The organism is Butyricimonas sp., from assembly GCF_019423355.1.
GTDB lineage: Bacteria > Bacteroidota > Bacteroidia > Bacteroidales > Marinifilaceae > Butyricimonas > Butyricimonas faecihominis.
The window spans coordinates 272,940-291,732 of the sequence record NZ_JAHZBP010000006.1 but is presented as its reverse complement, the minus strand read 5'-3'; the positions used below and the strand labels follow the sequence as shown (position 1 = coordinate 291,732).

At 43.5% G+C, this 18,793-nt stretch carries 15 protein-coding genes; 11 read left to right on the top strand and 4 right to left on the bottom strand.

Going from position 1 to position 18,793, the window contains the following annotated elements:
- Positions 1-53 precede the first annotated feature (53 nt).
- Entirely contained in the window at positions 54-953 is a 900-nt protein-coding gene (locus tag QVC79_RS10550) for an RluA family pseudouridine synthase (protein WP_270592881.1), read from the bottom strand.
- 195 nt (positions 954-1,148) lie between these two features.
- Between QVC79_RS10550 and QVC79_RS10545 the strand changes: the two genes are divergently transcribed.
- Both QVC79_RS10545 and QVC79_RS10540 read left to right on the top strand, forming a co-directional pair.
- The gene (locus tag QVC79_RS10545) at positions 1,149-2,102 is read left to right on the top strand and encodes a DUF4925 domain-containing protein (RefSeq protein ID WP_270592883.1); all 954 of its coding nucleotides are present in this window, start codon (positions 1,149-1,151) and stop codon (positions 2,100-2,102) included.
- A gap of 134 nt (positions 2,103-2,236) precedes the next feature.
- Complete coding sequence (locus QVC79_RS10540) at positions 2,237-3,313, top strand: DUF4925 domain-containing protein (RefSeq protein ID WP_270592886.1); 1,077 nt, start codon at positions 2,237-2,239, stop codon at positions 3,311-3,313.
- Between the two features lie 81 nt (positions 3,314-3,394).
- Here QVC79_RS10540 and QVC79_RS10535 read toward each other — a convergent pair whose 3' ends face one another.
- A complete protein-coding gene (locus tag QVC79_RS10535) occupies positions 3,395-5,287 on the bottom strand; it encodes a PCMD domain-containing protein (protein ID WP_270592887.1) in 1,893 nt (630 codons plus the stop codon).
- A 344-nt stretch (positions 5,288-5,631) separates the two neighbouring features.
- Between QVC79_RS10535 and QVC79_RS10530 the strand changes: the two genes are divergently transcribed.
- The 9 genes from QVC79_RS10530 to hisIE all read left to right on the top strand — a co-directional run bounded on the left by QVC79_RS10530 (position 5,632) and on the right by hisIE (position 14,989).
- Positions 5,632-6,780, top strand: a complete 1,149-nt coding sequence (locus QVC79_RS10530; RefSeq protein WP_270592888.1) for a DUF4925 domain-containing protein — start codon at positions 5,632-5,634, stop codon at positions 6,778-6,780.
- 838 nt (positions 6,781-7,618) lie between these two features.
- Positions 7,619-8,476, top strand: a complete 858-nt coding sequence (hisG, locus tag QVC79_RS10525; RefSeq protein WP_270592889.1) for an ATP phosphoribosyltransferase — start codon at positions 7,619-7,621, stop codon at positions 8,474-8,476.
- A 69-nt stretch (positions 8,477-8,545) separates the two neighbouring features.
- Complete coding sequence (hisD, locus tag QVC79_RS10520) at positions 8,546-9,832, top strand: histidinol dehydrogenase (protein WP_270592891.1); 1,287 nt, start codon at positions 8,546-8,548, stop codon at positions 9,830-9,832.
- 8 nt (positions 9,833-9,840) lie between these two features.
- Complete coding sequence (gene hisC / locus QVC79_RS10515; RefSeq protein WP_270592893.1) at positions 9,841-10,881, top strand: histidinol-phosphate transaminase; 1,041 nt, start codon at positions 9,841-9,843, stop codon at positions 10,879-10,881.
- Positions 10,878-11,978 carry a bifunctional histidinol-phosphatase/imidazoleglycerol-phosphate dehydratase HisB gene (gene hisB, locus QVC79_RS10510; RefSeq protein WP_270592895.1) on the top strand — a complete coding sequence of 367 codons (1,101 nt, stop codon included), beginning with the start codon at positions 10,878-10,880 and terminating at the stop codon, positions 11,976-11,978. The genes hisC and hisB overlap by 4 nt, the downstream gene beginning before the upstream one ends.
- Positions 11,979-12,224: 246 nt before the next feature.
- Positions 12,225-12,809, top strand: coding sequence for an imidazole glycerol phosphate synthase subunit HisH (gene hisH, locus QVC79_RS10505; protein WP_270592897.1), 585 nt, complete (start codon positions 12,225-12,227; stop codon positions 12,807-12,809).
- 5 nt (positions 12,810-12,814) lie between these two features.
- Positions 12,815-13,522: a 1-(5-phosphoribosyl)-5-[(5-phosphoribosylamino)methylideneamino]imidazole-4-carboxamide isomerase gene (locus QVC79_RS10500; protein ID WP_270592898.1), complete on the top strand. Its 708-nt coding sequence runs from the start codon at positions 12,815-12,817 to the stop codon at positions 13,520-13,522.
- 86 nt (positions 13,523-13,608) lie between these two features.
- Positions 13,609-14,373 carry an imidazole glycerol phosphate synthase subunit HisF gene (gene hisF, locus QVC79_RS10495; RefSeq protein ID WP_270592899.1) on the top strand — a complete coding sequence of 255 codons (765 nt, stop codon included), beginning with the start codon at positions 13,609-13,611 and terminating at the stop codon, positions 14,371-14,373.
- 4 nt (positions 14,374-14,377) lie between these two features.
- Entirely contained in the window at positions 14,378-14,989 is a 612-nt protein-coding gene (gene hisIE / locus QVC79_RS10490; protein WP_270592900.1) for a bifunctional phosphoribosyl-AMP cyclohydrolase/phosphoribosyl-ATP diphosphatase HisIE, read from the top strand.
- Positions 14,990-15,122: 133 nt separating this feature from the next.
- Here the strand turns inward: hisIE and QVC79_RS10485 are convergent, their stop codons facing one another.
- Both QVC79_RS10485 and QVC79_RS10480 read right to left on the bottom strand, forming a co-directional pair.
- The gene (locus tag QVC79_RS10485) at positions 15,123-17,183 is read right to left on the bottom strand and encodes a helix-hairpin-helix domain-containing protein (protein ID WP_270592901.1); all 2,061 of its coding nucleotides are present in this window, start codon (positions 17,181-17,183) and stop codon (positions 15,123-15,125) included.
- Between the two features lie 108 nt (positions 17,184-17,291).
- Positions 17,292-18,500, bottom strand: a complete 1,209-nt coding sequence (locus QVC79_RS10480) for an ATP-binding protein (protein WP_124318001.1) — start codon at positions 18,498-18,500, stop codon at positions 17,292-17,294.
- Between the last annotated feature and the right edge of the window lie 293 nt (positions 18,501-18,793).

Here is an 18,793-nt window from a genome sequence, read left to right as displayed (position 1 = left end):
AATCAAGATATTAACGAGATACGCCTACGACTCCGGTGAGAGTACGGTGCAAGTTACTTGAACAGGGTCGTGAATTTCGTGGGAACGGGGGTCTCGAATTTCATTTCCTTTCCCGTGACGGGATGGATAAAAGTGAGCTTGAAAGCGTGTAGAGCCAAGCGATGCAAGGGGTTTTTCGTGGCCCCGTATTTGGGGTCTCCGGTAACGGGGTGTCCGATTTCCTGCATATGTACCCTAATTTGGTTTTTGCGTCCGGTTTCCAATTCAAGTTCCACGAGTGAGAATTGCCGGTTCGATTTTAAGGTTGTGTAGTTCGTGATGGCCAATTTCCCGTCTTGTGAAGAGGTGGAGTGGACGATCAAGGCTTTGTTCTCGCTGATGTAGGATTTCACCTGTCCTTGTTCCGGTTGCGGGCATCCCTCGATGACGGCGACATATTTCCGTTCCCGGATCATTTCGTTCCAGTTTTTTTGTAGGATTTCTTGAACTTTTTTGTTTTTGGCAAACATCATGATACCGGAGGTTTCTTTGTCTAGGCGATGCAGGATAAAGATATGGTTCCGGGGATCTTTATTTTTCACGTGGTTGTTCAGTATATAATAGGCTGTTTTGGTTTTATCCCGCTCTGTTCCCATGGAGAGTAGCCCGCTTGCCTTTTCCACGACAATCAAGTGTTCGTCCTCATGCAGGATGTTGAGCATGGGGTGATGGAAAGGTGCCGCGTTTTTGTTCATCCCGACGGTTACCGTGTCCCCGGGTTTGAGTGGCGTGTCGAATTGTGTGGTGATGCGGTTGTTCACTTGCACGAGTTTGTGGGCGAGGAATGATTTCACGGCTGTCCTGCTTTGGTCATGTAAAGCTTGTAACAGGAAAGGCATTAGCGTGTTTTCTTCTTGTACTTCGAAACTACGGCTACGCGGGGCTTTGGCACGGGATGAATTTTGGGGTCTCATGGGTTTATTTGTTTAATTGGGGACAAAGGTAATAAAAGTAAGGACGTGATTTGCGGGTTTATGCGAAAATAGACACTTGTTATTGGGGAGTGTTGCGGAATTAGAGGCGATTTATTGGAACTTGGGCTTACACTTTGCTGTAAATTAATATTTAGGAATTTATTCCAAATATTATTAACCAACAATTGATCGATTATGAGTAACAAATTATTATTACTGTTGATTTTAGGAGTCGTGTTTTTTTCCGCTTGCAGCGATGATGACAAGGACCCGAATTATGACGGGACATATAAAGATTCGGGATTGGAGTTGTCAAGGGACGGGATGGCATTGAGTGGAAAGAGTGTCGCTTTATCAGGTAACACGCTAACCTTGGGTAACGTGATTCCGGGAGAACCGGCATTGGCGATTCCCGTGACGATCACGGGAAATGTAGTGGAAGGTACGAGCAGTAATGATTTCCGGGAAGTGAAGGTTTCCGGGAAAATTGAAGAAGGAAAAATGAACCTGACTCTTGCGGTAAAGAATAAGGCCACGGATATTGAGGGAATTTGGGCGGTAGGAAATCTGGATGCAGGCATTATGGCCACACATTTTACTTTCACGACAGATAAGGAAAAGGTGAAATACGGTGAGACCGAGGTCGCTCCGGAGAACGTGATAGGGTTTGTGAATGGTATATTTGGATGGATGTTACCCACTTTTCTAAAGGATATAACATTCACGAGTGATGGCAATATCACGGCTTCTTACAATAGTGATATGAATAATCCGCAATATGCAACGTCTCCTAAAGGTATGGCCTTTTATAATTTGGTGGGAGGAAAGTTGTGTATCTCTGCAAATATTGCAGGTATCGTGGAGGATATCGGGCGTAGTACTTCTGACCCATTGACAGAGATCATGGTCGTGTTGGAACAGGGCCTTCCTTTTGAAGTCACGAAAGATACGGAAAAAGAGACAATGGATGTCTATATGACCCGGGAGACGTTATTACCATTTATGTCTTTGCTTCCTATGTTGGGAGAGGTTATGCCTGAAGAATTCCAGAGTTACGCTGGATTTATCACGGATTTGGGACCGATTATCCAAGAAGGGAAAACGGCGGAACTGGGATTGGTGTTGACGCAAAAGAAAACCGCTGAATAGTAATATTGTACAAGACGATTTAGAGAGTTATGTTGCATATGGTGATGTGACTCTCTTTTTGTGGAAAATGATTTATATGGAATATTCTTTATATAGGTAGAGTGGAGTTATTATAAATAGTTAAATAAAATGTTATGAAGAACAAGTTTTTATTATTAATGGTTTTAGGAATTGTATTTTTTGCTGGTTGTAGCGATAGTGACAACAAAGACACGCCGAAAGATTTTAACGGGATTTATTCTACAACGAGTACGGATCGGGTGTTAGATTTGAAGTATAGTAACGCTGTATTTATCGGGAAATCTGTTGATTTTAATTCTGTGGATGGAAAGAGTGCAACCTTGAAGTTGCAAGGGATTGTCCCGGGAGAGAGTGAAACCGTATTCTCTAGTGTTCCATTGGAGTCCGGCAGTTCGGTTTATACGTTCTCTGCCGAGAATAAAAATGATTCCCGAACAGTGACTTTGGAAGGTTCTATCGTGAAAGGGAAGTTGACGGTGAACGTGAACGTGAAGTTTGCCCAAAATGGGTTGATGAAGACATGGGATTTTTCATCAGTAAAAATGGCATGGACTCCTCACGATTATCCTTTGACAGAGGTCGATTTGGGATTTACTAAAATGAAGATCACTACAGGATTGCTGGCGACTATGGCTCCCACGATGTTGGCAAAAGAGCTAAAGAATTATTTACAAAACGTGACTTTCAGGGAAGATGGAAATATCGTGGCGACTTATAATACAGCTACTGTAACAGAAGAAAATCCGGAACCGGAGGCTGATTGGCAGAGTTCACCGTTGAATCTGGCACAGTATTGCGTGAAAGATGGTGTTTGCTACGTGTTTTTGAGCTTGGATATGATTATGCGACAGGTTGATATGGATCAAGAGGGACGTTCAACGGGAACGGATCCGATTCTTGGTGCTGTTGAGCAATTGTTGGCTAATGGGATTCCTGTGCATTTTGAAAAGACTGTGGGAGCGGATGGTAAAGATGCGTTGTACGTTTATTTGGATGAGGTACTGCTGAAACAATTGGGCCCTCTGTTACCGATGGTTGAGAGTTTGATCCCGGAGGATATGGCATTCGAGGCTAGTATTCTCGGGAAAACTATATCTGTTCCTATTGGACCGATTCTGGAAAATCTGCCGGGTGCGTTGGAAGTAACGACTGCTATGCAGGTAGGATTGCAATTCAAGGGAGCCGAGTAGTGTTAGGAAAAGAAATTTCTAGATATGTGAAGCATTTAAAAATTGTCCGGGTATATTTAATATGTACCCGGACAATGTGTATTAATAGGTTACTTCCAAAGATTTTACCCATAACGTGCTGTTAGGAGCTCCTTTGTAGGAATCTCCTTCTTTACTTGGGGTGCAGACAATGGCAAGCTTGTACTTTTTGTTGGCAGGGGCAAATGAACCATTTCCCGTGGGTTCGAAATTGACCGTTTTTTCTATAAAGTTGTCTTGGGACCCGCCACTGAAAGCAGCTTTTAGGATTACTTTTTGGGATTCGTTGATATTTGTTCCGTCTAGGTGATCGTTGTAAGAATCGACTTCGTATAAGTAGGCGATTAAAGAACACTCGTCTATTTTGTCCGGAATTTCTTCTGCGGTAACTGTCGTGGTGGACCCCTCTGTTTTAACTACCGTGTTGAAGTACGTTGTTCCAGGCGTGTATTTGTACGTGAATTTGAAGGCTACGGGAGCTGCTGTTCCCCGGTAGGCTTCTCCGAAGTGAGTGCTTTTCAAGGGAGCGGTGGGATCTAAATCGAATGTTCCGTTGAATAAGGTCCCGGCAGTAACTTTAGGTAGCACGACTGGCGGGAAAGGGATATAGCCACCGTACGTGTCTCTTGTTATGATTTTCGCTGCATCCCCGTCCGGTGTAACAGGATAAGGTGTTGCTGTTAAGGGATGATCGATCATCATTCCTGATAAAGGAAAGAAATCTGCAGCCATATTGGAACTGGCCATGTTCACCGGTTCTTGATACTCCTTCCCTTCTGGAGTAATCCAGCTATTCATTTTGTAGATGGATTTGAATTCCGGCATTTTCTCTAAGCGGAGAGTTTTGGTGCTGGGATAGCGCACGTCTTCGGGAGTAATGTGATATTTTACGTCGTATTTTTCTCCTTCAATTTTGGAGAAATCAATGGATTCACCTTCTTTGAGTATGGATTTCGTCCCGTCTGAATATTGAACGACAATGGAATCCAATGTGGCGCCTTTCGGGAGTTCAATCTTAGGTGTTAGCTTTAGTTGGCTGGCAGTAGCTGTTTCCCAGATTTTGAAAATGTAAATAGAGGATGTTTTTGAATTATCCGGTTGTGAGGCTACGGCATCCCCTTCAATTGTTAAGTTGATTTTAGTGTCAGCGCTTTCCGTGATCGTGTCTCCCGTAAAAGTAACATTAACAGTCAAGGGGGAGGCATCCACCACGAGATTCAGTTTCATGATGTGATCTTCGACGATAGCTCCGCGAGCAGTTAGTTTTACCCCTGTTACACCGGGAATTTCCAAGTCTGTAAGTTCCCGGTCTTTTGCCGTGAATCCGTATATTTCTCTTCTTTTTACGAAAGAGACGGTGTCTAGTTGTATAGTCCCTAGATTGATGCCTTGGAATGAGAAGTTCTCAATTCTCAAGCGGAGTTTGTTCGGGTCTTTATCTGATGGCTTGTTCACGTACACGCGTTGAGTCATGGTTATGGGGGCTAGTCCCAGATCGATGGCCATTTCTCCTTTAAACGTTTTGTTGTAGAAACTTTCCGCACTTGCTGGTTCTCCTTCAATTTCCGTGATCGAGATGTTAATTTCCATGATCTCGTCCTCAATATTAGCGTTGGCCTGAACGGTATATCCACTGACATTGTCGGTTATGGAGCCTTTTAATTGACTGTAATAAGTGCGACTGAGAGCTTCGAACGTGACATTGGGAATTTCGAATTCGGGATAGCCGGGAACTATGTTGATTAACTTGAAAGAAGTCGTGTTGTCATCTTTTTGAATAATTTGTACAGAAGTTCCTTCCGGTGCAGAGATTCCGTCAATAGTGGCTTTTAAATTTTCTCCGGAATACTGCCCGACAATTTTGTCTATCGTGGGTGGTTCTGGATCATCATCATCTTTACAACCTGTAAAAAATGCAATACTTAAAGCTAATAACAATAGTAATTTGTTTTTCATACTTCATTGAATATTAATTAGACATCTTTTTATAATCAAGTTAGACTATCAATAAACCTTCGTTTTTTGAGCCATGCAGCCTTATCATTAGCAAAAAACGTGCAAATTTAATCAAATATTACAACAGGAATTCAATTTTAACATTTATGCTGCCATATCTATTTAATTATCTGATATTTATTGATCATACTTTTTTCTACTTTATAGCGATCTAGCTATATTCCATTCCTTCAAATTGATCCTGAAAACGATTTTATGCCTGCTATCAAAAAACGAAGGTTTATTGTGTGTGTATTTTAAGGAGAGGACGGACATATCAATGTTTAATTAATATTTAATGAAGTATGAAAAACAAGTTTTTATTGTTATTAATTTTAGGTGTCGCATTTTTTGCGAGTTGTAGTGATGATGATAAGGATCCCTTTAAAAATTATTCGGCAGATTATAGTGGAGATAAATTAGCATTAAAATTGAATGGAAAAGAATTTTCCGGAACATCGGTTTCTTTTAATTCGGAAAATAAGAAAAATGCAACACTTACATTGAATAAACTGATTCCCGGAGAGCCTGCTTTAGAAGTGAAAAATTTAATTGTTGAAGAGTTGGCAGGTGATGACTACACCTTTGCAGGAGAAAATAAGAATGATGATCGGATTGTATTGGTGGAAGGGGCTGTAAAATCAGGGGTGTTGAGTCTGAATACTAGTTTTAAGGTGATTTCTAAGGTTGTTGGAGAATGGATGTTGGCAAAACCTGAGATGGATGATAGCTATAATATGGTTTCTAGTTGTATCCATTTGGAAATTGTAACAGATGTTGATTCTATTGCTTTCCCTATATGGGGAAAATTGCCTATTAATCCAAATCCAGAAATAGAAGGAGATTTGGGATTGACAACATTGTTACAAACCTTAGGTGGTGGTATATTGCCTGGACTTTTGAAAAAAATGAATTTGAAAGAAGATGGAAATCTAATAGCTTCCTATCATCAAATAACGGGTATTCAAGATTTATTTCAGCCAGATGCAACTCCATTGGTTGATTCTGAAGAGGGGTTAGTAAGATATAATGTGAAGGATGGACAAATATATATATTGGTGGATATTGAATCTTTGTTAGGGCGGAGTACTGAAAACAATCCAACATCAATGCTTATGACAATGCTTGAAACGGGTATTCCGTTGAAGGTACAGTTGGATGGAGAGAAGATGAGAGCTTATGTTGATCGGGAAATGATGCTTCCTTTTATGAGTGTCTTAGAACTTTTGTTACCTATGATAGATGATTTGGAGTTGGATCCAAATTTTGCGGCAATGGGAATTACAAATGAAAGTTTGAAACAATTAGTGAATGATATTATAAATCTGGTAACAAAAAGTAGTAAAGTTGAGTTAGGGTTGAATTTAACTTCTTTCGTTGAAGATGAGGAAACTCAGGCATCGTTAGCCCTCCCTAAAGTTATAGAGGAAACAGTTTTTCAATTGGCAAAATAATTATATTGTTATTCTGTAATTTGAAATAGAAAATATCAACGAGCTTGCCTAGATTCTGGCGGGCTCGTTTTGTTTTGGATACGCTTTCTTTGAAATTATCTATTCTTTCCTTGTAAAAAGGAAAGTTTTTCGTGAATTTGTCCTTATGAAAAGGAAAGACGTGATAAATTAAGGTGAGTTCGATATAATAAAGCATATTTGCCCCATCCGTTAGGAAAAAGATCGAGTAAAAATGGGAATATATCGGTGTTTTTTAGTTTCTTGCACGAGATGATGTGATTATTTCGAAGAGATGGATTCCGCCGTCTCGGGAGTGCCGGAATAGGTGATGTATCATCTTTCAACTTTTGGTTTTTATCTTTCCAACTACCCCCTCTAACTCCCCCTTGCACAGGGGGAGGACACGCTACATTGAAACATTGGAGTGCGTCCTCGCAACGGTTTCTTCTTTCGTGTAATGTTATGTTTCTATTATTCAGAGATATAAATTTGTTTTTATAGCGAACTCACGTTAAACTAGCTAAGTTGCAGTAATATTAAGTAAGTGCAAATTTTGTACTTACTGGTTGACTTTGTATTAGTAAAAATTGTACAAAGTATTTGGATAATCAAATTCCTTTTATACATTTGCAGAACGAAAAAGACAAAATATGAATAGTACATTACATCATATGCATCATCATTGCCATCACTGTATTCAGGTGAGATGATGCTGTTGTGCTGTAATTTGAAATAAAAAGTATAAACGAGCTCGCCTGAATTCAGGCGGGCTCGTTTTGTTTTTTTCGATACCATAGATGCCTTCCCGGATTCAGAGCGACGATAAAATCAGATAGAAATGGTGAAATTAAAAGTCGCAATTCAAAAATCAGGTCGATTGAACGAGGACACGCTCGAATTGTTGAAAGAGTGTGGGATTTGTATTAATAACGGAAAAGAGCAGTTAATGGCACAAGCCTCTAATTTCCCGTTGGAGGTGTTGTATTTACGAAATTCGGATATACCTCATTACGTGGAGGATGGAATTGTTGACGTGGCGATTATCGGGGAGAACACGGTGATCGAGAAAAGGGCAAATGTATTGAATTTGTTGGATTTAGGTTTTTCAGGTTGCCGGGTTTCTATTGCTATTCCTAAATCGGAGGAATTTACCGGGTTAGATTGGTTGCAGGGAAAACGGATTGCTACTTCCTATCCCAACACGTTGAATGATTTTCTGGTACAAAATAAGATTCAGGCAGAGACGCACGTGATCACGGGGTCGGTGGAGATCGCTCCCGGTATCGGGTTAGCTGATGCGATCTGTGACATCGTGAGTTCCGGGAGTACACTTTTTAAGAACGGGTTGACGGAGGTCTACACGTTGTTTAAGTCTACGGCTGTTTTGGTGGCTAACCCGAAGTTGGATGAAGAGAAAATGCGGTTGGTGGAACAATTGATATTCAGAATGAAGGCGGTGTTGGCTGCCAAGTGTAACAAGTATATCCTGTTGAATGCTCCCGAAGAGAAATTACAAGAGATTTGCGATATACTTCCGGGGGTGAAAAGCCCGACAATTATGCCGTTGGAAATGAAAGGATGGTTTTCTCTACATTCGGTGGTGAACGAGAATAAGTTTTGGGAGTCTATCGGGGCGTTGAAAGCGGCGGGTGCGGAAGGGATTTTGGTGGTACCCATTGAAAAGATGATAGAGTGATTGCCTGCGGCAAGTTGCAAGTTACTGGTTGACGGGTTACAGGTTTTATGAATAGATTAATTTATGATTATGAATAAGATATTATATCCAAGGAAGGAAGAGTGGATGAAAATATTGGAGCGTCCGGAGAATTGTGGAGAAGATTTGGACAAAGTGTGTAAAGCGGTGTTTGATGAGGTGAAGAGGGATGGGGACGAGGCATTGAAGAAGTACACGTGGTATTTTGATCGGGTAAAGCTAGAATGTTTTGAGGTGACGGAGGAGGAGTATCAAAAGGCAGAAAGGGAAGTGAATGCGGAATTGAAGGAGGCGATACGGGTTGCAAAAGGGAATATTGAGGAGTTTCATAAGATTCAGATTCCAGAGAAGTGTGAATACGTGAATGAACGGGGATTCCGATGCTGGCAGGAAGGTCGGGCGATAGATCGGGTGGGATTGTATGTCCCGGGCGGGAGCGCTCCCCTGTTTTCAACCGTATTGATGTTGGCGGTTCCGGCGAAGTTGGCCGGGTGCCGGGAGGTGGTGGTCTGTACGCCGCCGGGAAGGGATGGACGGGTGAATCCGGCTATTTTGTGGACGGCCCGGTTATGTGGAGTAACCCGTGTTTTTAAAGTGGGAGGGATTCAAGCGATTGCTGCATTGGCATTAGGGACGAAGAGCGTGGGGCGGGTGGATAAGATTTTTGGACCGGGAAATCGTTTCGTGACGGCGGCAAAACAATGGGTCGGGCGTTATGGTGTGGCAATAGATATGCCCGCGGGACCTTCAGAGTTGATGGTGGTGGCAGATGAATCGGCACGGGTGACATTCGTGGCGGCAGATTTGTTGTCGCAGGCGGAACACGGGCCGGATAGTCAGGTGTTTCTGGTGACTTGCGATGAGTCATTGATTGATCGTGTGGAAGAAGAGTTGAACAAACAATTGAATCGGATTCCTCGGAAGGCAATTGCAGAGGTGGCACTGAGAAATTCTAAATATATTGTTTTGCGTTCCCGGGAAGAGTGCGTGGAGCTGGTGAATTGTTATGCCCCGGAGCATTTGATGTTGTGCGTGAAGGATTATCTGGATTGGGTGCCGGAAATCCGGAATGCGGGTTCTGTCTTCTTGGGACACTATTCCCCGGAAAGTGCGGGAGATTATGCATCGGGGACGAACCACACTTTACCCACGAATGGGTATGCCCGTGCGTATAGCGGGGTGAACATGGATGCCTTTATGAAAAAGATAACTTTCCAAGAGATCATGCCGGAAGGTTTGGCTTATTTGGGAAAAACGATCGAGATCATGGCGGATAACGAGAAGTTGGAGGCACACGGGAATGCGGTAAGGGTTAGGAATGTAGAATCTAAAATTTAGAATTTAGGATGAAGGAATTTGGAGATATAGTAAGGGAGAATGTAAAGGGGTTACAGGCGTATTCCTGCGCTCGTGCGGAATTCGAGGGGACGAATGTGACATTGCTGGATGCGAACGAGAACCCGTTCGCATCGGAATATAATCGTTATCCAGATCCGTTTCAGCGGGAATTGAAACGAGAGATCGGTAGATTGAAGGGGGTGGAGGTTTCCCGGTTGGTACTGGGAAATGGGAGTGACGAGTTGATTGATATGTTGATCCGGACGGTTTGTACGCCCCGGCGGGATAATATGCTCGTTTTTTCACCGGGCTATTCGATGTACGAGGTAAGTGGACGAGTGAATGACGTGAAGGTGAGGTGTTTGGAGTTGAATGGGGAGTTCCAGCCGGAGTGGAACACGTTGTTTGATAGCGTGGATCGGTTGACGAAAATGATTTTCTTTTGTACGCCGAATAATCCGGTGGGGAACGTGATTCCTTTAGAACGTATTCGGGAAGTAGCGTCTCGTTTTGATGGAATTGTCGTGGTAGACGAGGCGTATATCGATTTTACCGATATGCCGTCGGCTGTTGTTTTGCAGGAGGATTGCCGGAATGTTGTCGTGTTGCAAACTTTGTCTAAGGCTTGGGGGCTTGCCGGGTTACGGGTAGGAATTTGTGTGGCAGACCCGGAATTGGTGATTTATTTAAACAAAGTGAAACCGCCTTATAATATTGGTTCATTGACTCAACGGCGGGCTTTGGATGTCTTGCGGAATGAGGCTGATTTTTGGGAGAAGGTGGAGGCGATCAAGCGGGAAAGAAAAAGGGTTATCGGGGTTTTGCGGGATTTATCTTGGTTGGAGGTAGTTTGTGATTCGGAGGCCAACTTCGTGTTGATTCGTTGTGAGTGTTTTCGGGAGTTGTATGAATATTTGGTGGAAGGTGGCGTTATTGTTCGGGTACGGCATATCCCGCCCCGGTTGAGTTGCGGGTTACGGATAACTATCGGGACACGGGAAGAGAATGATTTGTTGATCGAGCGATTAAAGAAATTCGGTGATTTATGAAGAAGATATTATTTATAGATCGTGACGGTACGATTATACAAGAACCACCGGTTGATTACCAAGTGGATAGTATGGAGAAACTGGCGTTTGTTCCGGGGGTTATTGGAGCCTTGCGGGAGATTGTTCGGGAGACGGATTATCGGTTGGTTATGGTGAGTAATCAGGATGGTTTGGGGACTGAACGGTTTCCGTTGGATACTTTTTTGCCACCACATGAATTTATGTTGAAGACGTTGGCGGGCGAGGGAATTGTTTTTGACGAGATACTGATAGATGGGAGTATGCCGGGGGATGGTTCTCCCCGGAGGAAACCGGGGATCGGTATGGTCGAAAAGTATTTGAATGAATTGTTGGATCGGGAGAACTCTTACGTGATTGGCGATCGGTTGACGGATATGCAGTTGGCGGCTAATATGGGGATTCGGGGGATATTGCTGGGAAAAGAGGAGATGGAGTGTTTACCTATTGTTTTAACCACGGATTCTTGGAGAAAAGTCGTGCGTTTTCTGAAACAGGGAAGTCGACAGGCGGTGCAAGTGAGGAAAACGGCAGAAACGGCGGTTCGGATTGCGTTAGATTTGAATGGAACGGGGCAGGGCGAGGTGAAGACGGGAATTGCTTTTTTTGATCACATGCTGGAACAGATTATCCGGCACGGGGAAATGGATTTGGTGGTTTCCGTGGAGGGGGATTTACAGGTGGATGAACATCACACGATCGAAGATACGGCTATCGTGTTGGGACAATGTTTCTCGGAGGCATTAGGAGGTAAGAAAGGGATCGGACGATATGGTTTTGCTTTGCCGATGGATGAGGCGAGGGCAGAGGTGTTGCTGGATTTGGGAGGGCGGAGTTGGTTGGAGTGGAATGTCGTGTTTAACCGGGAGTACGTGGGAGATTTTCCCACGGAGATGACCAAGCATTTTTTTGCTTCGTTTTGTCAAGGGGCTAAATGTAATTTGCACGTGGCTGCGAAAGGTGAGAACACGCATCACGTGATAGAAGCTATTTTTAAAGCGTTTGCCCGTAGTTTGAGGATGGCCGTCCGACAAGAGGCCGGAGGAAGGATTCCGTCGACGAAGGGGAGAATGGATTAATTTTAGATTTGGTGATTTTAGATTGAAGGGGGTGTCCCAAAAGTCATTTTATTAAAATAAACTCCTCCGTCACTTCGTGCCACCTCCTCTATAAACAGAGGAGGAGCTGGTGACTCTTCCCGAAGACAGGGAGTATTTCAACTCTCCCTCTGTTTATAGAGGGAGTACCCCGAAGGGGGGAGGGAGTTTGAAAAATGACTTTGGGAATAGCCCCGGAAGAATTGGATTATGATATTTTTTATTGAAATGAGTAAAATAGTAATTATAGAGTACGGGGCGGGAAATTTGTTTTCGGTGAGGGTTGCGATAGAGAGGTTGGGGTATGAGGTGGTTTGTAGCGCTGATCCACGGGTGGTACGGGAGGCTGATAAGGTGATTTTTCCGGGAGTAGGGCAAGCTGCCGCAGCCATGAGACAATTGAAAGAAAGCGGGATGGATCGGGTGATTCCGGAATTGAAGGTTCCCGTGTTGGGGATATGTTTGGGGATGCAGTTGATGTGTGCCTATTCGGAAGAGGGAGAGACGGAGGGTTTGGGAATATTCCCGATGCGGGTGGAAGAATTCGGGAGATGTGGTAAGGTTCCTCATATGGGATGGAATGAGATTCGGGGGTTGAAATCCGGGTTGTTTGACGGGGTCGTCGAGGGGGAGATGGTGTATTTCGTGCATTCGTATTGCGTGCCTGTTGGAGAGTATACCATTGCTACGTGTGATTATCAGGTAGCTTTTTCCGCGGCGATTCGGAAAGGGAATTTCTGGGGATGTCAGTTCCACCCGGAGAAGTCGGCTGGGGTTGGGGAAAAGATAATTGAAAACTTTTTAAAAATGTAAGAGAAATGAAGATAACGGTTATTCCGGCAATAGATGTTATAGGAGGAAAATGTGTGAGACTTACCCGGGGCAATTACGATGAGTGTAAAACGTATTATAATGATCCGGTGGAGGCAGCCCGACATTTCGAGGATATGGGAATGAGGCGTTTACACCTTGTTGATTTGGATGGGGCTAGGGAGTCCCGGGTAATTAATTGGCGGGTTCTGGAACGAATTTGTGAGGCGACTCGTTTGGAGGTTGATTTTAGCGGGGGGATCAAGAGTGACGAGGATATTTGTCGGGTGTTTGATGCGGGGGCCTCGTTTGTCTGTATCGGGAGTATGGCCCAGCAAAATAGAGAAAAGACACGGGAGTGGCTGGAAAGATATGGGACTGAACGGGTCATTATCGGGGCAGATGTAAGAGACGGGCATGTGTGTATTCAGGGGTGGAAGGTGGAGACGAAGACAACGATACACGAGTTAATAGAAACTTATTTACCCGGGTTAAAGAATGTGATGTGTACGGATATTGCCCGGGATGGTATGTTAGGGGGAGTTTCTTTGGTGCTGTATCGGGAGCTGGTGGCTCGTTATCCGGATATTACGCTTATCGCATCCGGGGGAGTAGGTTCGTTGGTGGATATTCAGGCGCTGGAGGAGGTGGGTGTTTCTGCCGTGATCGTGGGGAAGGCTTTTTATGAAAAGTTTAAAATGCAAAAGATTCCGTGATTGCCGATTCGATGATTGGATGATTAAAATCACTTAATCGAAAATCATTAAAATCACTTAATCGATAGGATCTAAAATTAATAAGTATGTTTTTAGCAAAAAGAATTATTCCATGTTTGGATGTAAAGGCGGGGAGGACGGTGAAGGGGGTGAATTTTGAGAATTTGAGGGATGCTGGGGATATTGTGGAGTTGGCTGGTCGATATTCAGATGAGGGGGCGGATGAGTTGGTGTTTTTGGACATCACGGCAAGCTCCGATCACCGGGGTACACGGTTGGAGTGGGTGGAACGGGTGGCCCGACAAGTGCGAATACCTTTTACCGTGGGTGGGGGAATTTCATCGGAGCGGGATGTTGAGGCTCTTTTGAAGAAGGGGGCAGATAAGGTGTCTGTAAATTCCAGTGTTTTGAAAGACCCGGGTTTGATAGATCGGTTGGCGGCGGCATTTGGAAAACAGTGTATTGTTGTGGCGGTGGATGCTTGTCGGGATGGTGAGAAGTGGAGAGTATACAGTCATGGGGGACGGGTGGCTACCGATCGGGAGCTTTTTGCGTGGGTAAAGGAGGCGGAAGGACGGGGAGCTGGGGAGATTTTGTTTACCTCGATGGATCATGACGGGACACATCAAGGATTTGCCTGCGAGGCAACGGGACAAGTGGCGGATTTGGTTAATATCCCGGTTATTGCATCCGGGGGGGCAGGCTGTCCGGAAGATTTCTATGAGGCTTTGACTCGGGGAAAAGCGGATGCCGTACTGGCGGCCGGAGTTTTTCATTTCGGGCAGATCCGGATTCCGGAGTTGAAATGTTTTTTGAAAGAAAAAGGTATTGTTGTTCGACAAAATATTTAATGAAATGGTAAATATTGCAGAATTAAAATTTGATGCGGCCGGGTTAATTCCGGCAATCGTGCAGGATGTAGATACACGGGTGGTGTTGATGCAAGGGTATATGAACCGGGAGTCTCTTGCCGAGACGGAGCGTTCCGGCAAGGTGTGTTTTTTTAGTCGCTCCCGGCAGCGTTTGTGGACAAAAGGAGAGGAAAGCGGACATTTTTTATTGGTGAAGGAGATTTTGGCTGATTGTGATCGGGATTCATTATTGGTGAAGGTGAACCCCGTGGGACCGACTTGCCACACGGGACAAGATACGTGCTGGGGAGAAGAAAACGTGGATCAGGATTTTTTGTTTTACTTGCAACGGTATTTAGAAAAACGAAAAGATGAGTCTCCGGAAATATCTTATACGGCTCGCCTGATCGGGAAGGGAATTAACAAGGTTGCCCAGAAGGTGGGAGAAGAGGCCGTGGAGTTGGTTATCGAGGCGAAGGATGATAACGAGGATTTATTTTTGAACGAGGCTGCCGATCTAATGTATCACTATATCGTATTGTTGATAGCGAAGGGGTACGGGTTGGAGGATGTGGTGAGGGTGCTGGAGGGAAGACATGAGAAAGATAAAAACTAAAAGATAAAAGTTAAAAGATAAAAGGAGGCTGTGATTGCTGATTTAATGATTAAGTGATTAATGAAGAGAGTGTGGTTGTGGGGGAGGAATCACTTAATCGGCAATCGTAAATCACAAAATTAATCGGGTCATGCTAGAGTTTTATACGAATTTGGAAGGAGAGGTCGAATAGTTTGTTGTCGTTGACTTGGGTTAGGGAGGAGCTGATGGTTGATTTGTCGGGATAGTAGGTGAGGCCGGCTTTTAGGTAGAGGGTGATGAGGGTGAAGGGTTTCCAGTTAAGATTAAGGTAGGAACGAAAACCCCGGTCGTACAGGGCGGGAAAGGAGTAACCGTAGAGAACGTTGTTTTCGTAGGCGTATATTCTGGTGTTGTAGCTGTCCGTGTCAAAGTAAGCGAAACGGAATTGGGCTTTTAGGTTGGTTTGGAGGGTGGAATACATAAGGTCTTGATAGAACAGGTAACCACCTTCGTGTTTTTCTTTTTTCACGTAACGTGTATAGCTGGTACGGGTTCGGGATTTTAATTGCTCGCAGATAGAATAGGTAAATTGGAACCTGTATTCTTGTTTTACACGGGAGACGGATTGGAGGTTTTCTCCGGTTTTATCGTCTTCCGGTTTCTCCTCGTGTTTGAAACGGAATGAACAATCCCAGCGAGAGCGGTTGAACGTGACATCTCCCACGATTTCTTGGCCATTACCGGGGATGGTTGCCTGATAACGGGGAGAGAAAAAGCGGAACCTATCATAATAGGCATTGATTTTCAGACTGCGAAAAGGGGTGCTTTCGAGACCTAGGTATAGTCCTTCCTCGTTTGTTGTGTTGGAGTATTCTGCAAAACCGCTGTTGTAGTGAGAGTGATAGCCTTTGTCATAGTGGCGGTAAAGGGCGCATAGGGCGAATCGGGGAATCCCACTGTAACGTAGCCCGTTGACGGTTGCCCATGTTCCGTTGTCACTACGTGCTGTTTCCCCGAATAGGTAGAAATGGTAACCTCCGGTTTTGTAGTCTACGCTTACGAGTGTACGCTGGTGGCCTGTTTCATTGTTTTGTTGGTAGGCGGCTTTGCCGATGGTTAGGGCGGGTGAAAAGTTGTAGTGTAATAATTGGACGCCGATGCGGAAATACCGATGATTGAGGTGGGTGGACAGGCCGGTGGTGAATTCTTTTAGGTTGTGTTTCTTCTCACATTCTGAAAGGTTTCGGTGATAACCTGTTTCGTAAAGGGTGGCCGTTTGTACAGTTTTTGGGGAGAGGGTGTCGAGGTCAGCGAGATTACCGTCTGTTTTTTTGTAAGATACGAAGATTTCGGTGGTAATCGTGCGTGTCGGGTGCAGGCTGACGGCCATGCCTCGCAAGTATCGGTTTTCATCGGTAGAAGTGTAGGGAGCAATACCATTTCCGGATTTCTCGTTACTAAGGGTAGATGTCGATTTCCCGGAAGAGTAACCGCTCCATGCCAGTAGTCCCTGTCCCCATTGTAATTTATAGTCCCCGACAATGATTCGGTGGATGATTTTTTCCGGGAAGTAGCATGCGTAGACGGAAAGAAAGTCAAATCCTGTTTTTTGTTTTTTCGAGAAATAATTTTCTCCCGGGTCGTTTTCTAACGTGAGGCCCCCTTGCCAGTGTTGCTGGTTTGATATTTTGTATTTTAGTAATGTACCTACGGGTGGTCCTTGAAAGCGGCTTTGCTTTTTGGCGAGATAGTCCTTTTCGTACAAAAAGGCTTTCCGGCTGTACTTTTTGTAACCGGCTTGTTTTGGGCGGGTCATTTTTAAGCGGGCGAGAATTTCTTGCGATAGGTGATAACGGGATTGCTTTTCGGGGGTGTACGTTCCGATGCGTATAAATGGTTTGATGTTGGATAAATCCTGTTGACTGATTCCGGTGACGAGTAGAAGTTCGTTCGGGTGAGTAAACGGCCCGTGTTTTTTACGGAAGTCCAGTAAATTGTCTATCTGCGCATCGGAAAGGAAAAATAACATTTTCAAGCTATCGAATCCGGCTGAATTGAGGTTTATCGGTTGTGCGGAGAGGCGGATCAGGGAGTTGATCATATCTTCGTAATAATCTTCCGATGACTCAATGTCGTTTGTTTCCAAGAGTTTTTCAATATCCGGAATGCTCTGTGAGTACACGGAGTAGGGGATAATGAAAAGTAAGATAACGACATATGTAATTTGTCGCATGGTATAAATATTCAGATTAAAATTCGTGTTGACGGGAATTTAATCATATGAGTGAACACACCTAAATAGCCGATGTTTCAAAGGTATAAAATGTTTTGGATAATCTTTCTAAAAATCTTGTTTTTTTAGAAAGTCTGCCAAGTGTAGATGTTGAATGCCTTCAATGTTACTTCCTGTGTTTAAGGGATTAAGGCTGACCACGTATTTGGGATAATTATCGGGGATTGCTAATAGATTGCCAAATTCCCGTTCTTTTGTTTTCTCGTCAACAATGAGATAAGTCGCTTGTACGTAGATTTTCTTACCTTGTTTTAAAGCTACGAAATCAATTTCAAGACCATCCTGTTGACCCACGTAGATTTCATATTGTAGGATTGAGAGATGTAAATATATGGCATTTTCGATAAGTTTATGAATATCACGTTGTAGGTCAAAGCCTATTTGACTGTTACGTAACCCGATGTCTTCGAAAAAATACTTTTCTCCAATTTCAAACTTTTTCAAGCCATTAATCTCTATTCGTCCCACTTTATGAATTAAGAAGGCGTTACTTAAAGCCTTCAGGTAATTGATAACTTGAAGTGTTGAAATATCTACCCGTTGCGATTTCAAGTATTTACTAATATTGTTCGCGGAAAAGAGATTTCCGATATTGTCGGCCGTGTATATGGCTAGTGTTTCAAGAAAATCAATATTACGAATACCTTCTCGCTTAACAACGTCTTTTAATAAAATGGTTGAATACACGTTACGCAAATATTCAAATGCCATTTCATCATTCAGTTCCAAGCGTGAAAGATAAGGCAATCCTCCGTAAGTAAGGTATTTCGTCAAACTTTGCTGGTCGTCTGGGAGCTGGTGAAAAAGTAAAAATTCCGGGTAGCTTAGACTATGGATGTGAAATTCTATATATCGGCCGGATAAATAGGTGGCTAGTTCTCCCGATAACATTTTGGCATTGCTACCCGTGCAGAAAATATCACAGGAGTCTTTGGCTTGAAGGTCACGAAGGGTATGTTCGAAATGATCAATATCCTGAATCTCGTCAATGAATAAATAGTTGGCCTTTGCCGGGTTGATTTGTGTCTTCAAATATTGGGAAAGATCTTGATCGTTATGAATCATTCGAAATTCTTCATATTCCATATTTATATATATGACGTTAGCATCCGGGTGATCGGTTTTGATTTCTTCCATGAGTTGTAGCATGATGTAACTCTTGCCTACACGCCTTTGACCGGTAAGTACTTTTATGATACCTTTTCCGATAAAAGGTTTTATCCTTTTGCTGTATAATGGACGATCAATAATCTTCATTTTATATGGTATGATTTATATGTACGGCAAATATAGGAAATTTATAAGTTATAACTTATAAAAATGGGGAATTTGTTTTGTTTGTAAGTTATGATTTATAGTTTTTGATCGAAAGATAAACTGTTTCTTGGGGGTAGTAAATAAAGAATGGGGCTGTCCAAAAAGTTATTTTATTTCAAAAACTCCTCCGTCACTTCGTGCCACCTCCTCTATAAACAGAGGAGGAGCTGGTGACTCTTCCCGAAGACCGGGAGTATTTCAACTCTCCCTCTGTTTATAGAGGGAAATCGGCG

Coding starts and splice junctions, on each gene's coding strand:
- hisD (WP_270592891.1), top strand. CDS start 8,546: ATGAATAAGATATTATATCCAAGGAAGGAAGAGTGGATGAAAATATTG.
- QVC79_RS10550 (WP_270592881.1), bottom strand. CDS start 953: ATGAGACCCCAAAATTCATCCCGTGCCAAAGCCCCGCGTAGCCGTAGT.
- QVC79_RS10535 (WP_270592887.1), bottom strand. CDS start 5,287: ATGAAAAACAAATTACTATTGTTATTAGCTTTAAGTATTGCATTTTTT.
- hisB (WP_270592895.1), top strand. CDS start 10,878: ATGAAGAAGATATTATTTATAGATCGTGACGGTACGATTATACAAGAA.
- hisIE (WP_270592900.1), top strand. CDS start 14,378: ATGGTAAATATTGCAGAATTAAAATTTGATGCGGCCGGGTTAATTCCG.
- QVC79_RS10480 (WP_124318001.1), bottom strand. CDS start 18,500: ATGAAGATTATTGATCGTCCATTATACAGCAAAAGGATAAAACCTTTT.
- QVC79_RS10540 (WP_270592886.1), top strand. CDS start 2,237: ATGAAGAACAAGTTTTTATTATTAATGGTTTTAGGAATTGTATTTTTT.
- hisF (WP_270592899.1), top strand. CDS start 13,609: ATGTTTTTAGCAAAAAGAATTATTCCATGTTTGGATGTAAAGGCGGGG.
- hisG (WP_270592889.1), top strand. CDS start 7,619: ATGGTGAAATTAAAAGTCGCAATTCAAAAATCAGGTCGATTGAACGAG.
- QVC79_RS10485 (WP_270592901.1), bottom strand. CDS start 17,183: ATGCGACAAATTACATATGTCGTTATCTTACTTTTCATTATCCCCTAC.
- hisC (WP_270592893.1), top strand. CDS start 9,841: ATGAAGGAATTTGGAGATATAGTAAGGGAGAATGTAAAGGGGTTACAG.
- QVC79_RS10500 (WP_270592898.1), top strand. CDS start 12,815: ATGAAGATAACGGTTATTCCGGCAATAGATGTTATAGGAGGAAAATGT.
- QVC79_RS10545 (WP_270592883.1), top strand. CDS start 1,149: ATGAGTAACAAATTATTATTACTGTTGATTTTAGGAGTCGTGTTTTTT.
- QVC79_RS10530 (WP_270592888.1), top strand. CDS start 5,632: ATGAAAAACAAGTTTTTATTGTTATTAATTTTAGGTGTCGCATTTTTT.
- hisH (WP_270592897.1), top strand. CDS start 12,225: ATGAGTAAAATAGTAATTATAGAGTACGGGGCGGGAAATTTGTTTTCG.